The sequence below is a fragment of the Limnohabitans sp. genome (genome assembly GCF_046052825.1).
Classification (GTDB): Bacteria; Pseudomonadota; Gammaproteobacteria; order Burkholderiales; family Burkholderiaceae_C; genus Limnohabitans.
In genome coordinates this window covers 89,601-108,181 of record NZ_JAVLFP010000026.1, presented here as the reverse complement: position 1 = coordinate 108,181, position 18,581 = coordinate 89,601, and the positions used below count along the sequence as shown (strand labels likewise).

Sequence of the window (18,581 nt, the reverse complement as noted above, 5' to 3'; positions counted from 1 at the left end):
GCATGGCGCGGTTTCACTGCCCCATGCCGCTGGCCAGCGGCACCACCCTCGATTTACCCGCGACAGCGGCTCGCCATGTGCAAGTGCTGCGCATGCAGCCAGGACATGCGCTGACCCTGTTCAATGGGGAGGGCGGTGAATACGCCGCTGAGGTGGAGCACATGGGCCGCAGTGATGTGCGTGTGCGCGTGGGTGAGCACCACCCCGTTGAGCGCGAAGCCACACGCCGTGTCCACCTGGTGGTGGGCATGCCCGCCAACGAACGCATGGACTGGTTGGTGGAAAAAGCCACCGAGCTGGGCGTGGCTCGCATCACCCCGGTGATGACCGAGCGCAGCGTGGTGCGTTTGACGGGTGAGCGTGCCGACAAAAAACTCGCACACTGGCAAGCGGTGGCGGCCAGCGCTTGTGAGCAATGCGGGCGCAACCGCTTGCCTCAGATCGACGCACCCGAGCGCCTGGACGGCTGGTTGGCACGTCTGGCCCAAACCCCCTCGGTGCAAGGCGCTTCGGTGGTGCAAGCGGTCTTGTCCTTGCACCCCAGCAGCCAGCCTTTGGCGGCCATGCTGGCGCAACCCCACAGCGCAGACGCCAGCCTCACCTGGGTGTTGCTCAATGGCCCTGAAGGCGGTTTGAGTGACGCCGAAGATGCGGCGGCCCGTGCTCAGGGCTTTGTGGCTTTGAGTTTGGGCGCGCGCGTGTTGCGCGCCGAGACGGCGGCCTTGGGCGCGTTGGCGCGGCTCACGCTGGCATAGCTGCTATCACCTGTGCCACCGCGGCGGTGAGCTTCTTGGCGTAGGGCACATGCAAAAACTCATTCGGCCCGTGGGCGTTGCTCTTGGGGCCCAGCACGCCGCAAACCATCATTTGCGCGTTGGGAAAACCGCGACTCAGCATGTTCATCAGCGGGATCGTGCCGCCTTGCCCGATGTAGCCACAGGGTGCGCCGAAGTGCGCTTGGCTGGCAGCGTTCAAGGCGCTGTCAAACCACGGCGCGGTGTCAGGCGCATTCCAACCATTGGCTGAGCCTTCGGCGTGGAAGGTCACGCGCGCTTGGTAGGGCGCGTTGTCTTCCAGCAGGGCTTTGAGTTCTTGCACCGCCTGGGCGGCATCCACCAGCGGGGGCAAGCGCAGGCTGAGCTTGAAGGCGGTGGACGGGCGCAGCACATTGCCCGCGTCTTTGAAGGCGGGTAGGCCCTCGGCCCCGGTCACGCTCAGCGTGGGCACCCAGGTGCGTTGCAACAGCGCTTGCAGCGGGTCTTGCGTCATGGGCAGGGTGACCAGGGTGGCACCGCCACAGTCGTGGTGGGCCCAGGGAAAGCGTTGGTACAGATCTTCCCCCAGCAGCGCCGCTGTGGCGCGTGCTTGGGCCAAACGCTCGGGTGGCACTTCGACATGAAAGCTGGCGGGCAGCAAACGACCGGTGGCGCTGTCTTCCAGCCGGTCCAGCACCTGCCGCATGATGCGAAAACTCGACGGCACCACGCCCGACGCATCGCCCGAGTGCACGCCTTCGCTCAGCACCTCCACCTTCAACACCCCGCTGGCCATGCCGCGCAAGCTGGTGGTGAGCCACAGCTGGTCATAGTTGCCCGCGCCACTGTCGAGGCACATCACCAGACCGACGTTGCCCATCCGCGTGCGCAGTGCATCCACATAGGGCAACAAGTCTGCCGAGCCGCTTTCTTCGCAGGTTTCTATCAGCCCCAGGATGCGCGGATGGCTGGCACCTTGCGCTTTGATCGCCTGGATGGCAGCAATGCTGGCGTACACCGCATAGCCGTCGTCGGCACCGCCGCGGCCATACAACTTGCCGTCTTCGTACTTAGGGGTCCAAGGGCCCAGGTCGGAGCGCCAGCCGCTGAACTCGGGTTGCTTGTCCAAGTGGCCGTACATCAGCACGGTTTCGCTTTGGCTGTCGCTGGCGCGTGTGGCCGCCACTTCAAAAAACAGCACGGGGGTGCGGCCCGGCAAGCGCACGATCTCCAGCGTCAGGCCCGCCACCTGTTGAGCCAGCACCCAGTCGGCGGCACGTTGCACCACGGTCTCCAGGTGACCGTGTTGAGCCCAGTCGGCATCAAACGCCGGCGACTTGGCGGGGATGGCGATGTACTCGCTGAGCTGGGACACGATGTCGCGGTCCCACGCTTGGGTGACGGACGCCAAGACTTGCGCGCCATCCAGCGCGGCGTTGGGGATTCGGGCATTCATACAAACACTCCTCGCGTGGCAACACGCATCAACAAACAGGTGCGGGGAACGCGGCGCGTCAACCCCGCTGAAACTTGAACACCGCCGTGCCGGCCCGCAAGTTGGGCCACACCGACACGCGCGCGCCGTCTTGCAGGCCAAAGGCGTCCAGCAGGTGCAAGCCGTTTTGGGTCGCCAGCACCTCAAAGTCGGCGAATGTGCCGACGCGGATGTTGGGTGTGTCGTACCACTGGTAAGGCAGGCGCTTGGTCACGGGCATGCGGCCCTGCAACACGCTCAAGCGGTTGGGCCAGTGGCCGAAGTTGGGGAAGGCCACGATACCTAGGCGACCCACACGCGCGGTTTCGCGCAGCATGGTTTCGGCGTTGCGCAGGTGTTGCAAGGTGTCGATTTGCAGCACCACATCGAACGACTGGTCGCCAAACAAGCTCAGGCCTTGGTCGAGGTTGAGTTGCAACACATTCACGCCACGTTGCACGCAGGCGTGCACGTTGGTGTCGTTGAGCTCCACGCCGTAGCCGGTGCATCCGCGGTGTTGCTGCAAATGCGCGAGCAAAGCGCCGTCGCCGCAGCCCAAGTCGAGCACCCGGCTGCCATGGGGCACCAACGCAGCAATCGCTTGCAAGGTGCGCAGTTGGGTGTCTTGCGTCATGCGGCACCTCCAGCGGGCAACGTTTCTTGGGCGATGCGGTCAAAGTAGGAGCGCACCACGTCCATGTAGCGCGCGTCGTCCAGCAAAAACGCATCGTGGCCATGGGGCGCGTCAATCTCCGCGTAGCTCACATCGCGCTGGTTGTCGAGCAAGGCGCGCACCATCTCGCGGCTGCGTGCGGGCGAGAAGCGCCAGTCGGTGGTGAAACTCACCAACAAAAACTTGGCGGCGGTGCGGGCAAAGGCGGCCGACAAATCACCACCGTAGCTGCGCGCGGGGTCAAAGTAGTCGAGCGCACGCGTGATCAGCAAGTAAGTGTTGGCGTCAAAGTACTCGCTGAACTTATCGCCTTGGTAGCGCAGGTAGCTTTCAATTTGAAACTCCACGTCTTGCGTCGAGTAGCGGTAGCCGGTGGCGCTGCCCGCCACGGCGTTGCGCAGCTCGCGGCCAAACTTTTCGTTCATCACATCGTCGCTCAGGTAAGTGATGTGTCCCACCATGCGTGCGATGCGCAAGCCCCGTTTGGGCACCACGCCATGTTGGTAAAAGTGCCCGCCATGGAAGTCGGGGTCGGTCACGATGGCGCGTCGTGCCACCTCGTTGAAGGCGATGTTCTCCGCCGTCAAATTGGGGGCACTGGCCACCACCACGGCGTGGCGCACCCGCTCGGGGTGTTGCAGTGTCCAGCTCAGCGCTTGCATGCCACCCAGGCTGCCACCCATCACCGCAGCCAGTTGGGTGATGCCCAAGGCGTCCAGCAGGAGCGCTTGGGCGTTGACCCAGTCTTCTACCGTCACCACCGGAAAGTCGGCGCCGTACACCTGGCCTGTGTCGGGGTGGGTGTGCATGGGGCCTGTTGAGCCAAAGCAAGAGCCTAAGTTGTTGACGCCGATCACAAAAAAATGGTCGGTGTCCACCGGCTTGCCGGGACCCATCATGTTGTCCCACCAGCCTTCGCTGTGGGCTTGGTTCTCATACACACCGGCCACATGGTGTGAGGCATTCAGGGCGTGACAGACCAGCACCGCATTCGACTTGTCGGCGTTGAGCGTGCCATAGGTTTCATAGGCCAGCGTGTAGTCGCGCAAGCTGGCGCCGCTTTGCAGGCTCAGTGGTGCGGCAAAGTGCATGCTTTGCGGCTTGGCAATCAGGGGGGCGTGGGGCTTGGTGGACATGGCGTTCAGACTCGTTGACTCAACCCTTATTCGCCCACGGGACGCAGGTGTTTGCCCACGATGCCTGCCAGCTCAAACATGGTGACCTGGTCTTTGCCAAACACCGCCTTGAGTTTGGCGTCGGCGTTGATGGCGCGTTTGTTGGTGGCGTCTTGCATGCCGTTGGCCTTGATGTAGTCCCACAACTTCTTGATCACTTCCGTGCGTGCCACGGCATCGGTGCCGATCACGGCGGCCAACGCTGTGCTCGGCAAGAAGCCTGCCGTCACCTTGCGAGGGGCTTTGGGCTTGGCCACTTTATCGGCCTTGGCTGCTTTGGCCCCTTTGGTTGTTTTGGCGGGCGCTTTCTTGCCTGCGGCTTTGATCAAGGCGTTGGTGGTGGGCGTTTTACCGCCACGCGCCGGGTATTTGCTGGTGCGGGGCTCGAAGGCAAAGTTGACTTTGCCGGCTTCGGGGTCCCATTGCAAAAAGGCCTTGAAGGCGCGGCGCGTGCGCATCGACACAAACTTGTCGAGCAAGTCGGTTTTGCCCTCAGCCAGCAGCTTGGTCATTTGGTCGCGTGCCACCGGTTGCTGCAAGATGATCTTGCCGCTCTTGAAGTCGCAGCTGGGCGTGGCTTGCGCATGGGTCGGCACCGACTTGCTGCACACATAGTTGCTGCCGTGTTCATAGACGGGGCTGCCGCATTTGTGGCAATTGCCCAGCGACTCGCTGTCACCAAACTCCACAATTTCACCGGACTCGGCGTTTTTGTCGTCGCCAAAGTCGAACTCGAGTTTCCAGTTTTGGTCTTCTTCGCTGTACTTCAGGGCAATCTCGGCGGTGAAGGGCCAGCCCGCTTTGGAGCGGAAACCGTCCAGTGGGCCAATCTTTTTGTCGCGGATGAACTGTTCGGCTTCGGCCGCCTCAAAAGTGCGCCCGCCAGGGATTTTGCTGATCGAAAAACCACAGCCTTCCGATGCGCCGTCTTTGCCCACGCAGCCGTAGCGGCGGTAGTTTTCTTTCACCACACCGCCGCACTTGGGGCAGGGGGTGTGCAAGGTGGCGTAGTCGCCCGGGATGGTGTCGCGGTCAAACTCTTTGGCCTTTTTGACGATGTGCTTGGTCATGGCCGCAATCTCGCGCATGAACGCTTCGCGGCTCAATTCGCCATGCTCCATTTGTGCAAGCTTGTGCTCCCATCCGCCGGTGAGTTCAGGCTTGGAGAGCTCTTCCACGCCCAAACCACGCAGCAGCGTGAACAGCTGGAAGGCCTTGGCGGTTGGGATCATTTCCCGGCCATCCCGGATGAGGTATTTCTCGTTGATCAAGCCTTCGATGATGGCCGCGCGGGTGGCTGGCGTGCCCAAGCCTTTTTCTTGCATGGCTTCGCGGAATTCGTCGTCTTCCACCAGCTTGCCAGCGCCCTCCATCGCGCCCAACAAGGTGGCTTCGCTGTAGCGTGCGGGTGGGCGTGTCTTCAGGCCTTTGGCGTCTGCTTGCTCGTTTTTGGCCGACTCACCAGCGGCCAAGGCCACCAGAGTTTTGCCGTCTTCTTCGTTGTCCGAGGCTTCTTGTGCGGCGTCTTTGCCGTACACCGCCATCCAACCGGCGTTGACCAAGACCTTGCCTTCGGTGCGGAAGTGGTGCGCCTTGCCCGCCGCGTTGACCGTGCTGATGCGCGTGGTCACCATGTACTCGGCGCTGGGGAAGAAGACCGCCATGAAGCGGCGCACCACCATGTCGTACAGCTTTTGTTCGGCCTCTGACAAACCGCTGGGGGCTTGCAAGGTGGGGATGATGGCAAAGTGGTCGCTGACCTTTTTGTTGTCAAACACGCGCGGCATTTTGCGCACGTAGTTGTTGTTCAAGGCCACCAAGGCGTGTGGCTCCAGGTGCTTCATGCCGCTGTCGGCCAGCATCTCAAAGGTTTGTTTCACCACCGGCACATAGTCTTCGGGCAAGTGGCGCGAATCGGTACGCGGGTAGGTCAAGGCCTTGTGGCGTTCGTACAGGCTTTGTGCCAGCGCCAGCGTGGTTTTGGCCGAAAAGCCAAAGCGTCCGTTGGCCTCGCGTTGCAGCGAGGTCAAGTCAAACAAGCCTGGGCTGGCCTTGGTGGTGGGCTTGCTTTCTTCGGTGACGCTGGCGGTTTGGTTGCGCACCGCGTTGGCAATGGCCAAAGCTTCGGCCTCGCTCCACACGCGGTCGTGCTTTTTCTCGGCGTCGTCGGCGTCTTTTTTGTGTTCGGGGTTGAACCACTTGGCCGGATAGCTGCCGGCGGCCACTTGGAAGTTGCCGTGAATTTCCCAGTAGTCGCGGCTGACGAACTTGCGGATTTGTTCTTCACGTTCCACCACCACGCTCAGCGTGGGTGTTTGCACGCGCCCGACGGTGGTCAAGAAGAAGCCGCCCTCGCGAGAGTTGAAAGCCGTCAAGGCGCGGGTGCCATTGATGCCGACCAGCCAGTCGGCCTCGGAGCGGCTGCGCGCAGCATCGGCTAAGCCTTGCATTTGTTTTTCAGAGCGCAGCGACTCGAACCCATCGCGGATGGCTTGTGGCGTCATCGACTGCAACCACAAGCGCTTGACGGGTTTGTCCAACGGCTTTTTGCCACCGGCGTATTGCTCGATCAAGCGAAAGATCAATTCGCCTTCACGGCCCGCGTCACAGGCGTTGATCAAGGCGGTCACGTCTTTGCGTTTGGCCAACTTGACCACCGCGTTCAAGCGGCTTTTGGTTTTCTCGACAGGCTTTAAATCAAAGTAGGGTGGAATGACAGGCAGGTGGGCAAAGCTCCATTTGCCGCGCTTGACGTCAAATTCTTCGGGCGCTTGGATTTCGACCAAGTGGCCCACAGCGCTCGACACCACATAGGTCTCGCTTTCAAAGTGATCGTCGTGCTTTTCGAACTTCCCCGCCACAGGCGTGAGTGCGCGCACGATGTCTTGCGCGACCGAAGGTTTTTCGGCGATCACGAGGGTTTTGCTCATTTCAAAGTTCCTTAGAAAACTCAACACTACAATTTGCGCTTCTCGCGCGTGCGCGCACGCACACGCGCCTGTGCGCACATGTGTGCGTACGTATTTAAGTTAACAGAGTTTTGACCGTGTCCAAAAATACCCCCGCTCCGATCACTGGCCGACGCATTCAAACCCGACGTTCCGGCGTGCATGGCAAAGGGGTGTTTGCCCTGGCCGACATCGCCGAAGGCGAAACCATCATCGAGTATGTGGGCGAGATCATCACGTGGAAAGAAGCGCTGCGTCGCCACCCGCATGACCCCAAGGACCCCAACCACACCTTCTACTTTCACCTGGACGACAAGCACGTGATTGACGCCTTGTACGGCGGCAACTCCTCGCGTTGGATCAACCACTCGTGCAAACCCAATTGCGAACCTGACGAGGTGGAGGGTCGCGTGTTCATCAAGGCCTTGCGGAATATAGCGGCGGGGGAAGAGCTCAACTACGACTACGGCTTGGTGATTGACGCGCCCCTGACCGACAAACTCAAGGCCGAGTACCCCTGCTGGTGTGGCGCCAAAAAGTGCCGTGGCACCTTGTTGGCCTCCAGCCAGCCCAACAAGCGCGAACGGCGTGCCCAGAAAAAAGCCAAGCGGGCCGATAAAAAGCACTGACCCATGATCTGGCCCGCTGAAGACCTGTGGCAAGCCCTGGTGGCTTGGCAACCTGGCCTGACGGTGGAGGTGCTGCCCCAGATCGATTCCACCAACACCGAGCTGATGCGCCGTGCGCGTGCTGGCCAGAACGATCCCGTGCTGTTGGTGGCCGAAGCACAAACGGCGGGGCGGGGTCGCTTGGGGCGCCCTTGGCATGGCCAGACCGGTGATGCGCTTACCTTTTCTTTGGGCCTGACCCTGATGCCTCGCGACTGGTCGGGCTTGTCGCTGGCGGTGGGTTTGTCTTTGGCGCAAAGTCTTGACCCCAAGGGTGCGCTGGGTGTGCGTCTGAAGTGGCCCAATGATCTGTGGGTGGCCCAGCCCGGTACGCCCAGCGCTTGGGGCAAGCTGGCGGGTGTGCTGATAGAAACTGCCCTGACGGCAGGTGCCGCCGCAGATCAAGCCCGCTACTGCGTCGTGGGCGTGGGCATCAACATCGCGCCCCCTCAAGCGTCCGGGCTGTCCACCGCACCTTTGGGCTGGCAACAGTTGTCACCACAGGCCACGGCCCCCAGCACCTTGACGCAAGTGGCCTTGCCCTTGTTGAAAAGCGTGTTGGCGTTTGAACGCGACGGGTTTGCGCCCTTGCAAGCGCTGTTCAACGCCCGCGATGCCCTGCACAACCAGACGGTCAGCTTGAGTGACGGGCGTGCGGGGATCGCGCGTGGCGTAGACCTCGACGGTGCGCTGCGGGTCGAAACCGCGCAGGGCATCGAACGCATCACCAGTGCAGAGGTGAGCGTGCGGCCTCAGTGAGGCCTGCAACAGCGCCCATTTGTCATCCACTCACCTGAAGGTACACCACCCTATGAACTCCTCATCCGTTTGGCGCAATGTGGCCCTCGTGTTGGTGCTGGTCAACCTGCTGTTTGCACTGGGGTCGGGAGGGTATTTTGGATTTCTAGGCCTAGACCCGAGGTCGCACCACGAGCCCGCGCGTTTGGATGACCAAGTCGCGCCTGAGGCTTTGCAGCTGCGTGTGGCAGGTGCGGCGGCCGCACCTGCTTCAGCGGTTGCTTCGCAGTGATCAGGCCAGCGCAGCGGCTGGCGTGCTGACGGCCACGGGTTGGCGAATCAGGTAATCGAAAGCGCTCAAAGCGGCTTTGGCGCCTTCACCTGCGGCAATCACAATTTGTTTGTAAGGCACGGTGGTCACGTCGCCCGCGGCAAACACGCCCGGCAGGTTGGTATGGCCTTTGGCGTCCACCACGATCTCCCCGAACTTGCTCAACGCAACCGTGCCTTTCAAGAACTCGGTGTTGGGTACCAAGCCAATTTGCACAAACACGCCAGCGAGTTCGATGTGGTGCAACGTTTCGTCGGCGCGGTCTTTGTAGGTCAAGCCGTTGACTTTTTGGCCGTCACCGGTGATCTCAGTGGTTTGCGCGTTGACGTGGATGCTCACATTGGGCAGGCTCTTGAGCTTGTTGACCAGCACCGCATCGGCTTTCAGCGCGTCGGCGAATTCCACCAAGCTCACATGCGCGACCAAACCCGCCAAATCGATGGCAGCCTCTACGCCCGAGTTGCCCCCGCCAATCACCGCCACCCGCTTGCCTTTGAACAAGGGGCCGTCGCAATGCGGGCAGTAGGCCACTCCTTTGTTTTTGTACTGCTCTTCGCCGGGCACGTTGACATTGCGCCAGCGCGCGCCGGTGGACAAGATCACGGTGCGCGCCGACAGCACGCCGCCATTGGCCATGTGCACCTGTGTCAAGCCGCCAGGTGTGGCGGCAGGTACCACTTTGTCGGCACGCTGCAAGTTCATGATGTCCACTTCGTAGTGGCGCACTTGGGCTTCCATGGCGGCGGCCATTTTGGGACCGTCGGTTTCCAACACCGAGATGTAGTTTTCAATCGCCATGGTGTCGTTGACCTGACCGCCAAAGCGTTCGGCGGCCACACCCACACGGATGCCTTTGCGTGCCGCATACACCGCAGCGGCCGCCCCGGCAGGGCCTCCGCCCACGATCAGCACATCAAATGGGGCTTTCTCGTTGAGCTTGACCGCTTCACGTGCATCGGAATTGCTGTCGAGTTTGCCCACGATTTCTTCCAGGGTCATGCGACCCGAACCGAACAAAGCGTCGTTCATGAACACCATGGGCACCGCCATGACTTGTCGTGTGTCGACTTCCGCTTGGTACATGCCGCCGTCGATCACGGTGGTGTGAATTTTGGGGTTGTAGATGGCCATCAATGCCGCGGCTTGCACCACGTCTGGGCAGTTGTGGCAGGACAAGGACATGTACACCTCAAAGTTCATCTCGGCGTCGAGCGCTTGGATCTGTTCAATCACTTGCGGCTCTACCTTGGGCGGGTGACCGCCGGTCCACAACAAAGCCAGCACCAACGAAGTGAACTCATGGCCCAACGGGATGGCGGCAAAACGCACGCCACGTGTTTCACCTTCTTTGGCAATCACGAACGAAGGCCTGCGCGCGTCGGTGCCCGACGCATCAAAACTCACCTTGTCGGACAGACCGGCGATTTGCAGCAACAACTCGCGCAACTCCGCACTTTTGGCGCTGTCATCGAGGGATGCGATCAAGCGGATGGGGGTACGCAGGTTTTGCAAATAGGCTTGCAATTGGGTTTGCATCTGTGTGTCGAGCATGGGGTGTCCTTTCGGCGTCTGAGCGCCTAGCTAAAAAATGAGGGAGTGGTCCAGCCCAGAACGGGCCGCATGAAGCAATGGCGCTGTGAGATGGGGCGCAGCCCTGGGTCACCCCGAGTGCGCACCCCAACAAGCAGCGTGACTGCTTAGATCTTGCCGACCAGGTCCAAAGAAGGCGTCAGGGTCTTGGCGCCTTCGTTCCACTTGGCTGGGCAGACTTGGCCAGGGTTGGCGGCCGTGAATTGAGCGGCTTTGAGTTTGCGCACGGTCTCTTTCACGTCACGGGCGATTTCGTTGGAGTGAACTTCCATCGTCTTGATCACGCCATCGGGGTTGATCACGAAAGTGCCGCGCAAGGCCAAACCTTCTTCTTCGATGTGCACGCCGAAAGCGCGTGTCAGTTGGTGGGTGGGGTCACCCACCAGTGGGAACTTGGATTTGCCCACGGCAGGCGATGTCTCGTGCCACACTTTGTGCGAGAAGTGGGTGTCGGTGGTGACGATGTACACCTCGGTGCCTGCTTTTTGGAACTCGGCGTAGTTGTCGGCGGCGTCTTCAATTTCGGTGGGGCAGTTGAAGGTGAACGCTGCTGGCATGAAAATCAACACAGACCATTTGCCCTTGAGGCTGGCTTCGGTGACTTCGATGAATTTGCCGTTGTGGAAGGCGTTGGCTTTGAAGGGTTGAACTTGGGTATTGATCAGGGACATGTGGATTCCTTTGGTTGGTTGCTAAAAACTATCGAATGAGCAGAACTCATTGATGGCAATGGTAGCCAAGAATGATTCAACAGATGATTGTTTGTCTCAATGAGGTCGATTGAGATTGCCTCAAAGCGAATCCACTTGGGCCGTCACTTGAAACCCACGCGGTCCAACATTTGTTGCACCTTGACTTGGTTCATACCCACCGCACTGATGGGCACCAGTTCACTTTTGAAGCTGCCCCCGGTCATGCCATTGAGGGCGGGGTTGTCGAGCTTCAAGCCTTTGACCACCGGCCACTCGTTGTTGCCGTTGGCGAAATGGTTTTGTGCAGCGGGGCTGACCAGGTACTCCAAAAACTTCACCGCGTTGGGGGTGTTCTTTGAATGGCGGGCCACAGCGCCGCCCGCCACGTTGACGTGGGTGCCCCAGCTTTGCTGGTTGGGAAACACCACGCCCACGCGCTCGGCGACGGCTTTGTCGGCCGGGTTGCCAGAGCGCATCAAGCGCGCCAGGTAATACGTGTTGGTCAAGGCCACACCACACTCGCCGCTGGCCACCGCTTTGATTTGGTCGGTGTCGCCACCTTGTGGGGCACGCGCCATGTTGTTGACCAAACCTTTGAGCCATGTCTCGGTTTGAACCGGCCCCAAGTGCTCGGTCATGGCGCCAAACAAGCTCAGGTTGTAGGGGTGTGAGCCGGAGCGCACGCAAAAGCGGCCCTTGTTCACCGGATCGGCGAGTTTTTCGTAGGTGTCGACGTCTTGTTTGTTGACTTTGATCTTGTCGTACACCACTACGCGCGCGCGCGTGGACAAACCAAACCAGGCAATGCCGCCTTCATCGGTGGGCTTGGCGTGCAGTTGCTTGGGAACGGCGGTTTCCAGCACTTTGGAGCGGATGGGCAAGAACAGGCCGTCCACCTCACCCTTCCACAGGCGGGCGGCATCGACCAGCAAAATCACATCGGCAGGCGATGCACTGCCTTCGGCTTTGAGGCGGGTCACGATGCCCGCATCGTCAGAATCAACGCGGTTGATTTTGATGCCCGTGGCTTGGGTGAAGTCGGCATACAAGGCCTCATCCGTTGGGTAGTGACGCGCTGAATAGAGGTTGAGCACTTGCGTTTGTGCATGCAATGAGCTGCCAAGCAAACTCAAACTGGCCAGGGACAAAGCGTTCAGGAAGCGGCGCATGAGAAGGACTCCAAAATTTGAAACTGGCAAGAAGCTTACAACAAATGCGAATCGTTCTCAAATAGACGTGGGTTTCAGTTTTCGCTGGCCGCCAGCTGACCCCGTGCCAGAAGGTGTTTCATTGGCGACGCAGGGTGCGACTGAGCAAAATCACAGGCAGCAAACCCACAAGCACCAGGGCCAGCGCGGGCAAGGCCGCTTCGCCCAGGCGTTCGTCACGGGCCAATTGGTAAGCCATGACGGCCAAGGTGTCGGTGTTGAAGGGTCGCAGCACCAAGGTGGCGGGGAGTTCTTTCATCACGTCGACCAGCACCAACAAGGCCGCCGCCGCCGCCGGTTTGCGCAGCAGGGGCCCATGCACCCGTGCGACCAGACGCAAGCCAGAGACACCCAGCATGCGTGCGCTGTCGTCAAGGCTGGGGGACAGGCGGCTGTAGCCGCTTTGCACCGACTGCAAAGCCACAGCCACAAAGCGCACCAAGTAAGCCCAAACCAAGCCCAGCACGGTGGCGGTCAACCAAAAGCCAATGCCAGAGTTGGGCCAGGCGGCTTGCAGCCAGCCCACAGGCAACAGCAAGCCCACCACAATCACAGCGCCCGGCACGGCATAACCCAACCCTACCCAACGCATCACCAGGCGTGACATCCGGCTGGGTTGCAAGCGAGCGTATGAGGCCAGCAGCACGGCGATGCCGACGGCCAACACCGCGGTGGTCAAGCCCAGCGACAGGCTGGTCAGCGCCCATTGACCAAAGCGCGCCCAAGGCAGATCGGCCCACTCGGTGCCCAAGACCAAGGCACGCAACATAAAAGCCACCGGAAGCACAAACCCAAACAGCACGGGCAGCGCGCACAGCACCAGCGCCGCAACGGCGGCCCAGCCGCTCAGCCGCGATGGGTGAGACTCTGCGCTCACGCGGTCTGCGCGTGTGCTGGCAAATCGCAAACGCGACTGCGCACGTTGCTCCAAGGCCAGCAGCCCCACGACGACGACGAGCAACAGGGTGGCCAGTTGCGCGGCGGCTGTGCGGCTGTCCATCACCAACCAAGCTTTGTAAATGCCAGCGGTGAAGGTTTGGATGCCAAAGTAACTCGACACGCCAAAGTCAGCCAGTGTTTCCATCAAGGCCAGCGCGGTGCCTGCGGCAATGGCGGGGCGTGCCAGCGGCAAGGCCACACGCAAGATGCGTCTGGGCATGGAGGCACCCAATAAGCGGGCCGCTTCCATCAAGTGGTTGGCCCGTTCAGCCAGCGCGGTGCGTGCCAGCAGATAGACATAGGGGTACAGCGCCAAAGTGAACACGCAAGCGGCGCCCCACACGCTGCGCACGTCCGGTAACACGCGACCTTCCAGGTGCCAGTTGCTGCGCATCCAGGTTTGCAGTGGGCCGCTGAACTGCAAAAAATCGGTGTAGGCGTAGGCCACCACATAAGCGGGCATGGCCAATGGCAAGAGCAGTGCCCACTCCAAGGTGCGACGACCCGGAAAGTCAAACAGCGTGACGGCTGCGGCAGACACCGTGCCCATGCTGATGACACCCAAGCTCACCAAGGCACACAGCCACAAGGTGGTGCCCAGGTAATCGGGCAACACGGTGCGGGCCATTTCGGCCAAGATGGATGACGACTCCGGGGTGAACTGCAGCCAAGACGACAGCACGGTGAGCACCGGCCAAGCCAGCAACACGGCCACCGACAGAGTGAACACGCGAACAAGAAGCTGGGCACGAAACGGCATGCGGCATTGTAGGGAAGGGCATGTGCGCGCATGGCGTGTCGCCCTAGGCGCGCTCTTTACAATGAAACGATGTTTTTAAATGTCGCTCAGCTTCAGGTGCGTTACCCAGACCGCGCCCGGCCTTCGGTCGATGCGGTGAGCTTTGGTTTGCGTGCGGGCGAAGTGGGCGTGTTGATTGGCCCCTCGGGCTGCGGCAAAACCACGCTGCTGCGCGCGGTCGCCGGGTTAGAGCGTGTCACGGCGGGTGAGATTCGCTTGGCGGGTGCCGTGGTCAGCAGTGCCAGTGTGCGAGTGCCGCCTGAGTCGCGCCGCATTGGCATGGTGTTTCAAGACTATGCCTTGTTCCCGCATCTGTCGGTGCAAGACAACGTGCGCTTTGGGCTGCACCACCAAGCGCGCAGTGACCAACAGCGACGTGTGCGCGAGGTGTTGGACTGGGTGGGCTTGGCGTCGAGCGCTCAGCGCTACCCGCACGAGTTGTCGGGGGGTCAGCAGCAGCGTGTGGCGTTGGCACGTGCATTGGCCCCCGCCCCACAACTCTTGTTGCTGGATGAGCCGTTTTCAAATTTGGATGTTGAGTTGCGCGAGCGCTTGGCGCTGGAAGTGCGTGGCATTTTGAAGGCGGCCAACACCACGGCCCTGTTTGTGACGCATGACCAAATGGAAGCGTTCGCCATCGGCGATGTGATTGGCGTCATGTCCGAAGGCCGCTTGCACCAGTGGGACGATGCGTACACGCTGTACCACCGCCCAGCCACGCGCTTTGTGGCGGACTTTATTGGCCATGGGGTGTTCACACCAGCTACGCTGCGTGAGGTGAACAACCAAATCGTGGTGTCGACGGCGGTGGGTGAATTGACCGATGTGGCGGAATGCCCGCTGCCCTGCGCTTTCACGGCGGGTGAATGCGATGTTTTGTTGCGTGCCGATGACATCGTGCACGACGACGATGCCCCCGTGAAGGCCGAGATCTTGCGCAAGTCGTTTCGGGGCTCAGAATTTTTGTACACGCTGCGGCTGAAAACGGGCGAGACCGTGATGGCCCACGTTCCCAGCCACCACGACCACACACTGGGTGAGTGGATTGGCATCCGTGCCGAGGTGGACCATGTGGTGACGTTCAACCGCGCGTGTCCGGTGAACCACCATGAGTTGTGCAGCATGCCGTGCGCGGCCCACGCCACAAGTGCTGCCCAAGAACATCTTCTTCAACGACAGGAAAAACCATGAGTCTTGTTTTGTACTTCGCCCCCGGCGCGTGTTCGTTTGTGCCACATTGCTTGCTGGAAGCCAGCGGCGCGCCCTATGAGCCCCACATGGTCAAGCTTCACAAAGGTGAGCAGTACGAACCCACCTACCAAAGCATCAACCCGCGTGGGCAAGTGCCCGTTCTGGTGGATGACGGGCAAGTCATCACGCAAATCGTGGCGATCAGCTTGTATTTGGCAGAGAAGTTTCCGCAAGCCAACTTCTTGCCTGCCTCAGGCGTGGCCCGCGCTAAGGTGCTGGAAACCTTGATGTGGATGAACAACACGGTGCACACCACGTTCACCCATGTGTTCATGCCCAACAAGTACAGCAGCTCACCCGAGGTACAAGCCGACATCAAGGCACATGCCGTGGGGACTTACCGCAGCTTGTTGGCCGAAATGCAAAACTTGCTCGAGGCCGCTTTGGCGAATGGGCAGCCGTGGTTCGGCGGCGCCCACTTTGGCCCCTTGGATGCCTATGCGCTGACCTTGACCCGATGGGGCTCTATTGCAGGCATTGATCCGCATGACTTTCCTCAGCTCTGGGCCTTTGTGCAGCGGGTAGCCCAACACCCGCCGGTTCAACGCGCGATCGAGCGCGAGCGTTTGCAGCTCAACGTGCTCCAGCGCTAAAGCGCACCGTGAAGCGTGCACCTGGCAGGGGCTTGCCCGGGGCCGCCTCTTCCAGTGTCACGGTCGCGCTGTGCTGTTGGGCGATTTCCATCACGATGGGCAAGCCCAGGCCAGAGCCATCGGCTTCGGTGCCCAAGGCACGGTAGAACGGTTGAAACACCAATTCGCGTTCGGCCTCAGGGATGCCGGGCCCAGAGTCCTCCACTTGCAGCAGCACCACCTTGCCAAATCGGTCCGCCAAAATGCGCACCGTCACCACGCCCGGGGCTTCTTCGCTGGAGGGGGTGTAGTTGATGGCGTTGTCCACCAAGTTGCGAATGAGCTCTTTGAGCAAGGTGGCATTGCCAAGGATGCGCACATCGGGGCTGCCCGGCGAGACCCCTTCGTAGCCCAGGTCAATGCAGCGGTCCATGGCGCGCGCCAGCGAGTCCTGAATCACGTCACTGGCCAGCGCCACCAAGTCGCAGGGCGCGCGCGCTGTGTGGGTGCCACCGCTTTCTGCGCGCGCCAGTGCCAGCAGCTGGTTCACGGTGTGGGTGGCTCGAATGCTGGCGCGGCCGATCAGCTTGAGCGACTGCTTGAGTTCGTCGGCGCTGGCGCTTTCGCGTTGCGCCAAGTCCGCTTGCATGCGTAAGCCGGCCAACGGGGTTTTGAGTTGGTGTGCCGCATCCGCCAAGAAGCGCTTTTGGGTGGCAATGGATTCTTTCAAGCGCGTGAGCAAGTCGTTGATGGCGGCCACCAAGGGGGCAACCTCCATGGGCACGCTGTGCTCGTCCAAAGGGCTCAAGTCGTCGGGTTTGCGCAGTCGAATCCGCTCTTCCAGCGAATTCAGAGGTTTGATGCCGCGCGCCAAAGCCAGCCACACCAACAACACCGCCAGCGGCAAGATGACAAACTGCGGCAGCATCACGCCTTTGATGATCTCTGTGGCCAGCACCGAACGCTTTTCCAAGGTCTCACCGACTTGCACCAACACAGGTTTGGCGCCCGGTAGGCCTGTTTTGACCCAGGTGTACGCCACCCGCACACCGTTGCCACGCATCTCATCGTCGCGCAGATGCACTTCCCCCATCAGCGTTGTGTCTTCTTCGAGGGGCATTGGGAAGTCGCGTTCCCCGCTGACGAACTCACCGCGCGTCCCCAGCACTTGGTAATAAATCAGATCGGCATCATCCGCGCGCAAAATTTCACGTGCAGGCAGCGGCAAGTGAAACGCCATGCGCTGTTGCTCCACCTTGACCAATTGCGCCAAAGCCTGGACGTTGTATTCCAGACCTCGGTCAAACGGACGCCCGGCAATGTTTTGTGCCACCAACCACGTCAGCGCCAAGCTCACAGGCCAAAGCAAGAGCAATGGGGTGAGCATCCAGTCCAGGATCTCACCAAACAGCGAGCTTTGCTCGCGCTGAAAGAGTTTGACCATGGACGCGCGGCTGTGGGAATCAGCCCGGGATTTTTTCTAGGCAGTAGCCCAAGCCACGCACGGTGGCAATGCGGATCGGGCCTTTTTCGATCTTTTTGCGCAGGCGGTGGATGTATACCTCGATGGCGTTGTTGCTGACTTCTTCGCCCCACTCGCACAAGCGCTCCACCAATTGGTCTTTGCTCACCAAGCGGCCCGTGCGTTGCAAAAGCACTTCCAGCAAACCCAACTCACGGGCGGACAACTCAACCATCTTGCCGTCGATGGTGGCCACGCGACCGGTTTGGTCGTAGACCAAGGGCCCATGTTTGATGGACGAGGTGGCCCCGCCCATGCCGCGGCGGGTCAAGGCGCGCACACGTGCTTCAAGTTCTTGCAGGCTGAAGGGCTTGGCCATGTAGTCGTCGGCGCCGTAGTCCAAGCCCTTGACGCGCTCTTCCACACTGTCAGCCGCCGTCAAGATCAACACCGGCATGGCCGAGCCGCGTGAGCGCAAGCGCTTGAGGACTTCTAGACCGTGCATTTTGGGCAAGCCCAAATCAAGGATGAGCAAATCAAACTCATCCGTGGTCATCAAGGCGGCATCGGCCTCACTGCCACTGGCCACATGGTCGGCGGCAGCGCCAGATGCACGCAATGTGCGCAACAGGCCATCGGCCAACACCAAGTCATCTTCGGCAATCAGAATGCGCATGTTTGTCTCCTGCGGGGTAGGTATTGTTCGCCAATTTATGGATTCGATTCTAGGTCCGGGTAAGCGCCTGCATAGGCTTCTAACCCTAGGCTCACGACCGTGGCCACCTCGACGCCGACTTCTTGGCGAAACTCGCTTTCGGCTTGTGCCACGGCGCGCTCAAATGCGCGCAACCAAGCCAAGCCGGTCTCTGTGAATGCAATGCGGCGTGCCCGTGCGTCGCTTGGGTCCATCGCGCGCGTCACCAGGCCCCAGGCTTCGCACTGCGTGACCAAGTCTCCCATGGCTTGTTTGGTCATGCCCGCCGCCTGTGCCAGTTCACTCAAGCGAGAACCATGCAGGCCCAAGTGCCGTGTGATGTGGATGTGGGCCGCGCTGACTTGCGCCCGCGCCGCCAGGTTTGACAAGGCCAGGGGCACCTCGTCGTTGTGTGCCATCAAATGCAGCACACGGGCATCAAAGCGGCGCATGGCGTGCCCCAGCAAACGCCCCAAATGCAACTGCCGCCAGTCATGGGCAGGGCTTGCATGCGCGGTTGTTTTGGCCATCTCCAAATGATAAGGCAAACTGACTAAAAAAACTATTTACTTGTTTTGACTTTGGGGTAAAGTACTGGTCAAGCATCCAGCT

17 protein-coding genes are annotated in these 18,581 nt (G+C 60.7%); 6 read left to right on the top strand and 11 right to left on the bottom strand.

Going from position 1 to position 18,581, the window contains the following annotated elements; translation table 11 throughout:
* Window positions 1-2: 2 nt before the first annotated feature.
* Window positions 3-755 carry a 16S rRNA (uracil(1498)-N(3))-methyltransferase gene (locus tag ACKWJN_RS03580; RefSeq protein WP_408594582.1) on the top strand — a complete coding sequence of 251 codons (753 nt, stop codon included), beginning with the start codon at window positions 3-5 and terminating at the stop codon, window positions 753-755.
* Here ACKWJN_RS03580 and ACKWJN_RS03575 read toward each other — a convergent pair.
* Genes ACKWJN_RS03575 through ACKWJN_RS03560 form a run of 4 tightly spaced genes read right to left on the bottom strand, consistent with a single transcriptional unit; the run spans window position 742 to window position 7,007 of the window.
* Window positions 742-2,211 carry a M20 family metallopeptidase gene (locus ACKWJN_RS03575; RefSeq protein WP_408594580.1) on the bottom strand — a complete coding sequence of 490 codons (1,470 nt, stop codon included), beginning with the start codon at window positions 2,209-2,211 and terminating at the stop codon, window positions 742-744. The genes ACKWJN_RS03580 and ACKWJN_RS03575 overlap by 14 nt on opposite strands.
* 58 nt (window positions 2,212-2,269) lie before the next feature.
* Window positions 2,270-2,863 carry a methionine biosynthesis protein MetW gene (metW, locus tag ACKWJN_RS03570; RefSeq protein WP_408594578.1) on the bottom strand — a complete coding sequence of 198 codons (594 nt, stop codon included), beginning with the start codon at window positions 2,861-2,863 and terminating at the stop codon, window positions 2,270-2,272.
* Window positions 2,860-4,038 (bottom strand): homoserine O-acetyltransferase, encoded by a 1,179-nt coding sequence (locus tag ACKWJN_RS03565; protein WP_408594576.1) that lies wholly within the window; start codon window positions 4,036-4,038, stop codon window positions 2,860-2,862. The genes metW and ACKWJN_RS03565 overlap by 4 nt, the downstream gene beginning before the upstream one ends.
* 26 nt (window positions 4,039-4,064) lie before the next feature.
* Entirely contained in the window at window positions 4,065-7,007 is a 2,943-nt protein-coding gene (locus ACKWJN_RS03560) for a DNA topoisomerase III (protein WP_408594574.1), read from the bottom strand.
* Between the two features lie 116 nt (window positions 7,008-7,123).
* On the opposite strand from ACKWJN_RS03560, the gene ACKWJN_RS03555 reads away from it, so the two are divergent.
* Genes ACKWJN_RS03555 through ACKWJN_RS03545 form a run of 3 tightly spaced genes read left to right on the top strand, consistent with a single transcriptional unit; the run spans window position 7,124 to window position 8,723 of the window.
* The gene (locus tag ACKWJN_RS03555) at window positions 7,124-7,654 is read left to right on the top strand and encodes an SET domain-containing protein (protein WP_408594572.1); all 531 of its coding nucleotides are present in this window, start codon (window positions 7,124-7,126) and stop codon (window positions 7,652-7,654) included.
* A 3-nt stretch (window positions 7,655-7,657) separates the two neighbouring features.
* Window positions 7,658-8,452 carry a biotin--[acetyl-CoA-carboxylase] ligase gene (locus tag ACKWJN_RS03550; RefSeq protein ID WP_408594570.1) on the top strand — a complete coding sequence of 265 codons (795 nt, stop codon included), beginning with the start codon at window positions 7,658-7,660 and terminating at the stop codon, window positions 8,450-8,452.
* Between the two features lie 52 nt (window positions 8,453-8,504).
* The gene (locus tag ACKWJN_RS03545; RefSeq protein ID WP_408594568.1) at window positions 8,505-8,723 is read left to right on the top strand and encodes a hypothetical protein; all 219 of its coding nucleotides are present in this window, start codon (window positions 8,505-8,507) and stop codon (window positions 8,721-8,723) included.
* On the opposite strand, the gene ahpF is transcribed toward ACKWJN_RS03545, so the two are convergent.
* The 4 genes from ahpF to ACKWJN_RS03525 form a co-directional block, all read right to left on the bottom strand.
* The gene (gene ahpF, locus ACKWJN_RS03540) at window positions 8,724-10,313 is read right to left on the bottom strand and encodes an alkyl hydroperoxide reductase subunit F (RefSeq protein ID WP_408594566.1); all 1,590 of its coding nucleotides are present in this window, start codon (window positions 10,311-10,313) and stop codon (window positions 8,724-8,726) included. It lies immediately after the preceding gene.
* Window positions 10,314-10,459: 146 nt separating this feature from the next.
* Window positions 10,460-11,023, bottom strand: a complete 564-nt coding sequence (ahpC, locus tag ACKWJN_RS03535; protein WP_408594564.1) for an alkyl hydroperoxide reductase subunit C — start codon at window positions 11,021-11,023, stop codon at window positions 10,460-10,462.
* Between the two features lie 143 nt (window positions 11,024-11,166).
* Window positions 11,167-12,213: an extracellular solute-binding protein gene (locus ACKWJN_RS03530; RefSeq protein ID WP_408594562.1), complete on the bottom strand. Its 1,047-nt coding sequence runs from the start codon at window positions 12,211-12,213 to the stop codon at window positions 11,167-11,169.
* Window positions 12,214-12,331: 118 nt separating this feature from the next.
* A complete protein-coding gene (locus ACKWJN_RS03525; RefSeq protein ID WP_408594560.1) occupies window positions 12,332-13,951 on the bottom strand; it encodes an ABC transporter permease in 1,620 nt (539 codons plus the stop codon).
* Window positions 13,952-14,020: 69 nt separating this feature from the next.
* Here ACKWJN_RS03525 and ACKWJN_RS03520 point away from each other — a divergent pair, with 69 nt between their 5' ends.
* Window positions 14,021-15,181: an ABC transporter ATP-binding protein gene (locus ACKWJN_RS03520; protein ID WP_408594558.1), complete on the top strand. Its 1,161-nt coding sequence runs from the start codon at window positions 14,021-14,023 to the stop codon at window positions 15,179-15,181.
* The gene (locus ACKWJN_RS03515; RefSeq protein WP_408594557.1) at window positions 15,178-15,834 is read left to right on the top strand and encodes a glutathione S-transferase family protein; all 657 of its coding nucleotides are present in this window, start codon (window positions 15,178-15,180) and stop codon (window positions 15,832-15,834) included. Before ACKWJN_RS03520 ends, ACKWJN_RS03515 begins: the two co-directional genes overlap by 4 nt.
* On the opposite strand, the gene ACKWJN_RS03510 is transcribed toward ACKWJN_RS03515, so the two are convergent.
* The 3 genes from ACKWJN_RS03510 to ACKWJN_RS03500 are packed head-to-tail and all read right to left on the bottom strand — an operon-like array spanning window position 15,815 to window position 18,499.
* Entirely contained in the window at window positions 15,815-17,257 is a 1,443-nt protein-coding gene (locus tag ACKWJN_RS03510; RefSeq protein WP_408594555.1) for a sensor histidine kinase N-terminal domain-containing protein, read from the bottom strand. The genes ACKWJN_RS03515 and ACKWJN_RS03510 overlap by 20 nt on opposite strands.
* Window positions 17,258-17,276: 19 nt before the next feature.
* On the bottom strand, window positions 17,277-17,951 hold the full coding sequence (locus tag ACKWJN_RS03505) for a response regulator (RefSeq protein ID WP_408594553.1): 675 nt from the start codon (window positions 17,949-17,951) through the stop codon (window positions 17,277-17,279).
* A gap of 35 nt (window positions 17,952-17,986) precedes the next feature.
* Window positions 17,987-18,499, bottom strand: coding sequence for a MarR family winged helix-turn-helix transcriptional regulator (locus tag ACKWJN_RS03500; RefSeq protein WP_408594551.1), 513 nt, complete (start codon window positions 18,497-18,499; stop codon window positions 17,987-17,989).
* Window positions 18,500-18,581: the final 82 nt, after the last annotated feature.

What these genes read in the sequence shown, in the direction of transcription:
- ACKWJN_RS03525 (WP_408594560.1), bottom strand. Translation starts at nt 13,951, where the DNA reads ATGCCGTTTCGTGCCCAGCTTCTTGTTCGCGTGTTCACTCTGTCGGTG.
- ACKWJN_RS03500 (WP_408594551.1), bottom strand. Translation starts at nt 18,499, where the DNA reads ATGGCCAAAACAACCGCGCATGCAAGCCCTGCCCATGACTGGCGGCAG.
- ACKWJN_RS03520 (WP_408594558.1), top strand. Translation starts at nt 14,021, where the DNA reads ATGTTTTTAAATGTCGCTCAGCTTCAGGTGCGTTACCCAGACCGCGCC.
- ACKWJN_RS03550 (WP_408594570.1), top strand. Translation starts at nt 7,658, where the DNA reads ATGATCTGGCCCGCTGAAGACCTGTGGCAAGCCCTGGTGGCTTGGCAA.
- metW (WP_408594578.1), bottom strand. Translation starts at nt 2,863, where the DNA reads ATGACGCAAGACACCCAACTGCGCACCTTGCAAGCGATTGCTGCGTTG.
- ACKWJN_RS03580 (WP_408594582.1), top strand. Translation starts at nt 3, where the DNA reads ATGGCGCGGTTTCACTGCCCCATGCCGCTGGCCAGCGGCACCACCCTC.
- ahpC (WP_408594564.1), bottom strand. Translation starts at nt 11,023, where the DNA reads ATGTCCCTGATCAATACCCAAGTTCAACCCTTCAAAGCCAACGCCTTC.
- ACKWJN_RS03510 (WP_408594555.1), bottom strand. Translation starts at nt 17,257, where the DNA reads ATGGTCAAACTCTTTCAGCGCGAGCAAAGCTCGCTGTTTGGTGAGATC.
- ACKWJN_RS03565 (WP_408594576.1), bottom strand. Translation starts at nt 4,038, where the DNA reads ATGTCCACCAAGCCCCACGCCCCCCTGATTGCCAAGCCGCAAAGCATG.
- ACKWJN_RS03560 (WP_408594574.1), bottom strand. Translation starts at nt 7,007, where the DNA reads ATGAGCAAAACCCTCGTGATCGCCGAAAAACCTTCGGTCGCGCAAGAC.
- ACKWJN_RS03530 (WP_408594562.1), bottom strand. Translation starts at nt 12,213, where the DNA reads ATGCGCCGCTTCCTGAACGCTTTGTCCCTGGCCAGTTTGAGTTTGCTT.
- ACKWJN_RS03575 (WP_408594580.1), bottom strand. Translation starts at nt 2,211, where the DNA reads ATGAATGCCCGAATCCCCAACGCCGCGCTGGATGGCGCGCAAGTCTTG.
- ahpF (WP_408594566.1), bottom strand. Translation starts at nt 10,313, where the DNA reads ATGCTCGACACACAGATGCAAACCCAATTGCAAGCCTATTTGCAAAAC.
- ACKWJN_RS03545 (WP_408594568.1), top strand. Translation starts at nt 8,505, where the DNA reads ATGAACTCCTCATCCGTTTGGCGCAATGTGGCCCTCGTGTTGGTGCTG.
- ACKWJN_RS03515 (WP_408594557.1), top strand. Translation starts at nt 15,178, where the DNA reads ATGAGTCTTGTTTTGTACTTCGCCCCCGGCGCGTGTTCGTTTGTGCCA.
- ACKWJN_RS03505 (WP_408594553.1), bottom strand. Translation starts at nt 17,951, where the DNA reads ATGCGCATTCTGATTGCCGAAGATGACTTGGTGTTGGCCGATGGCCTG.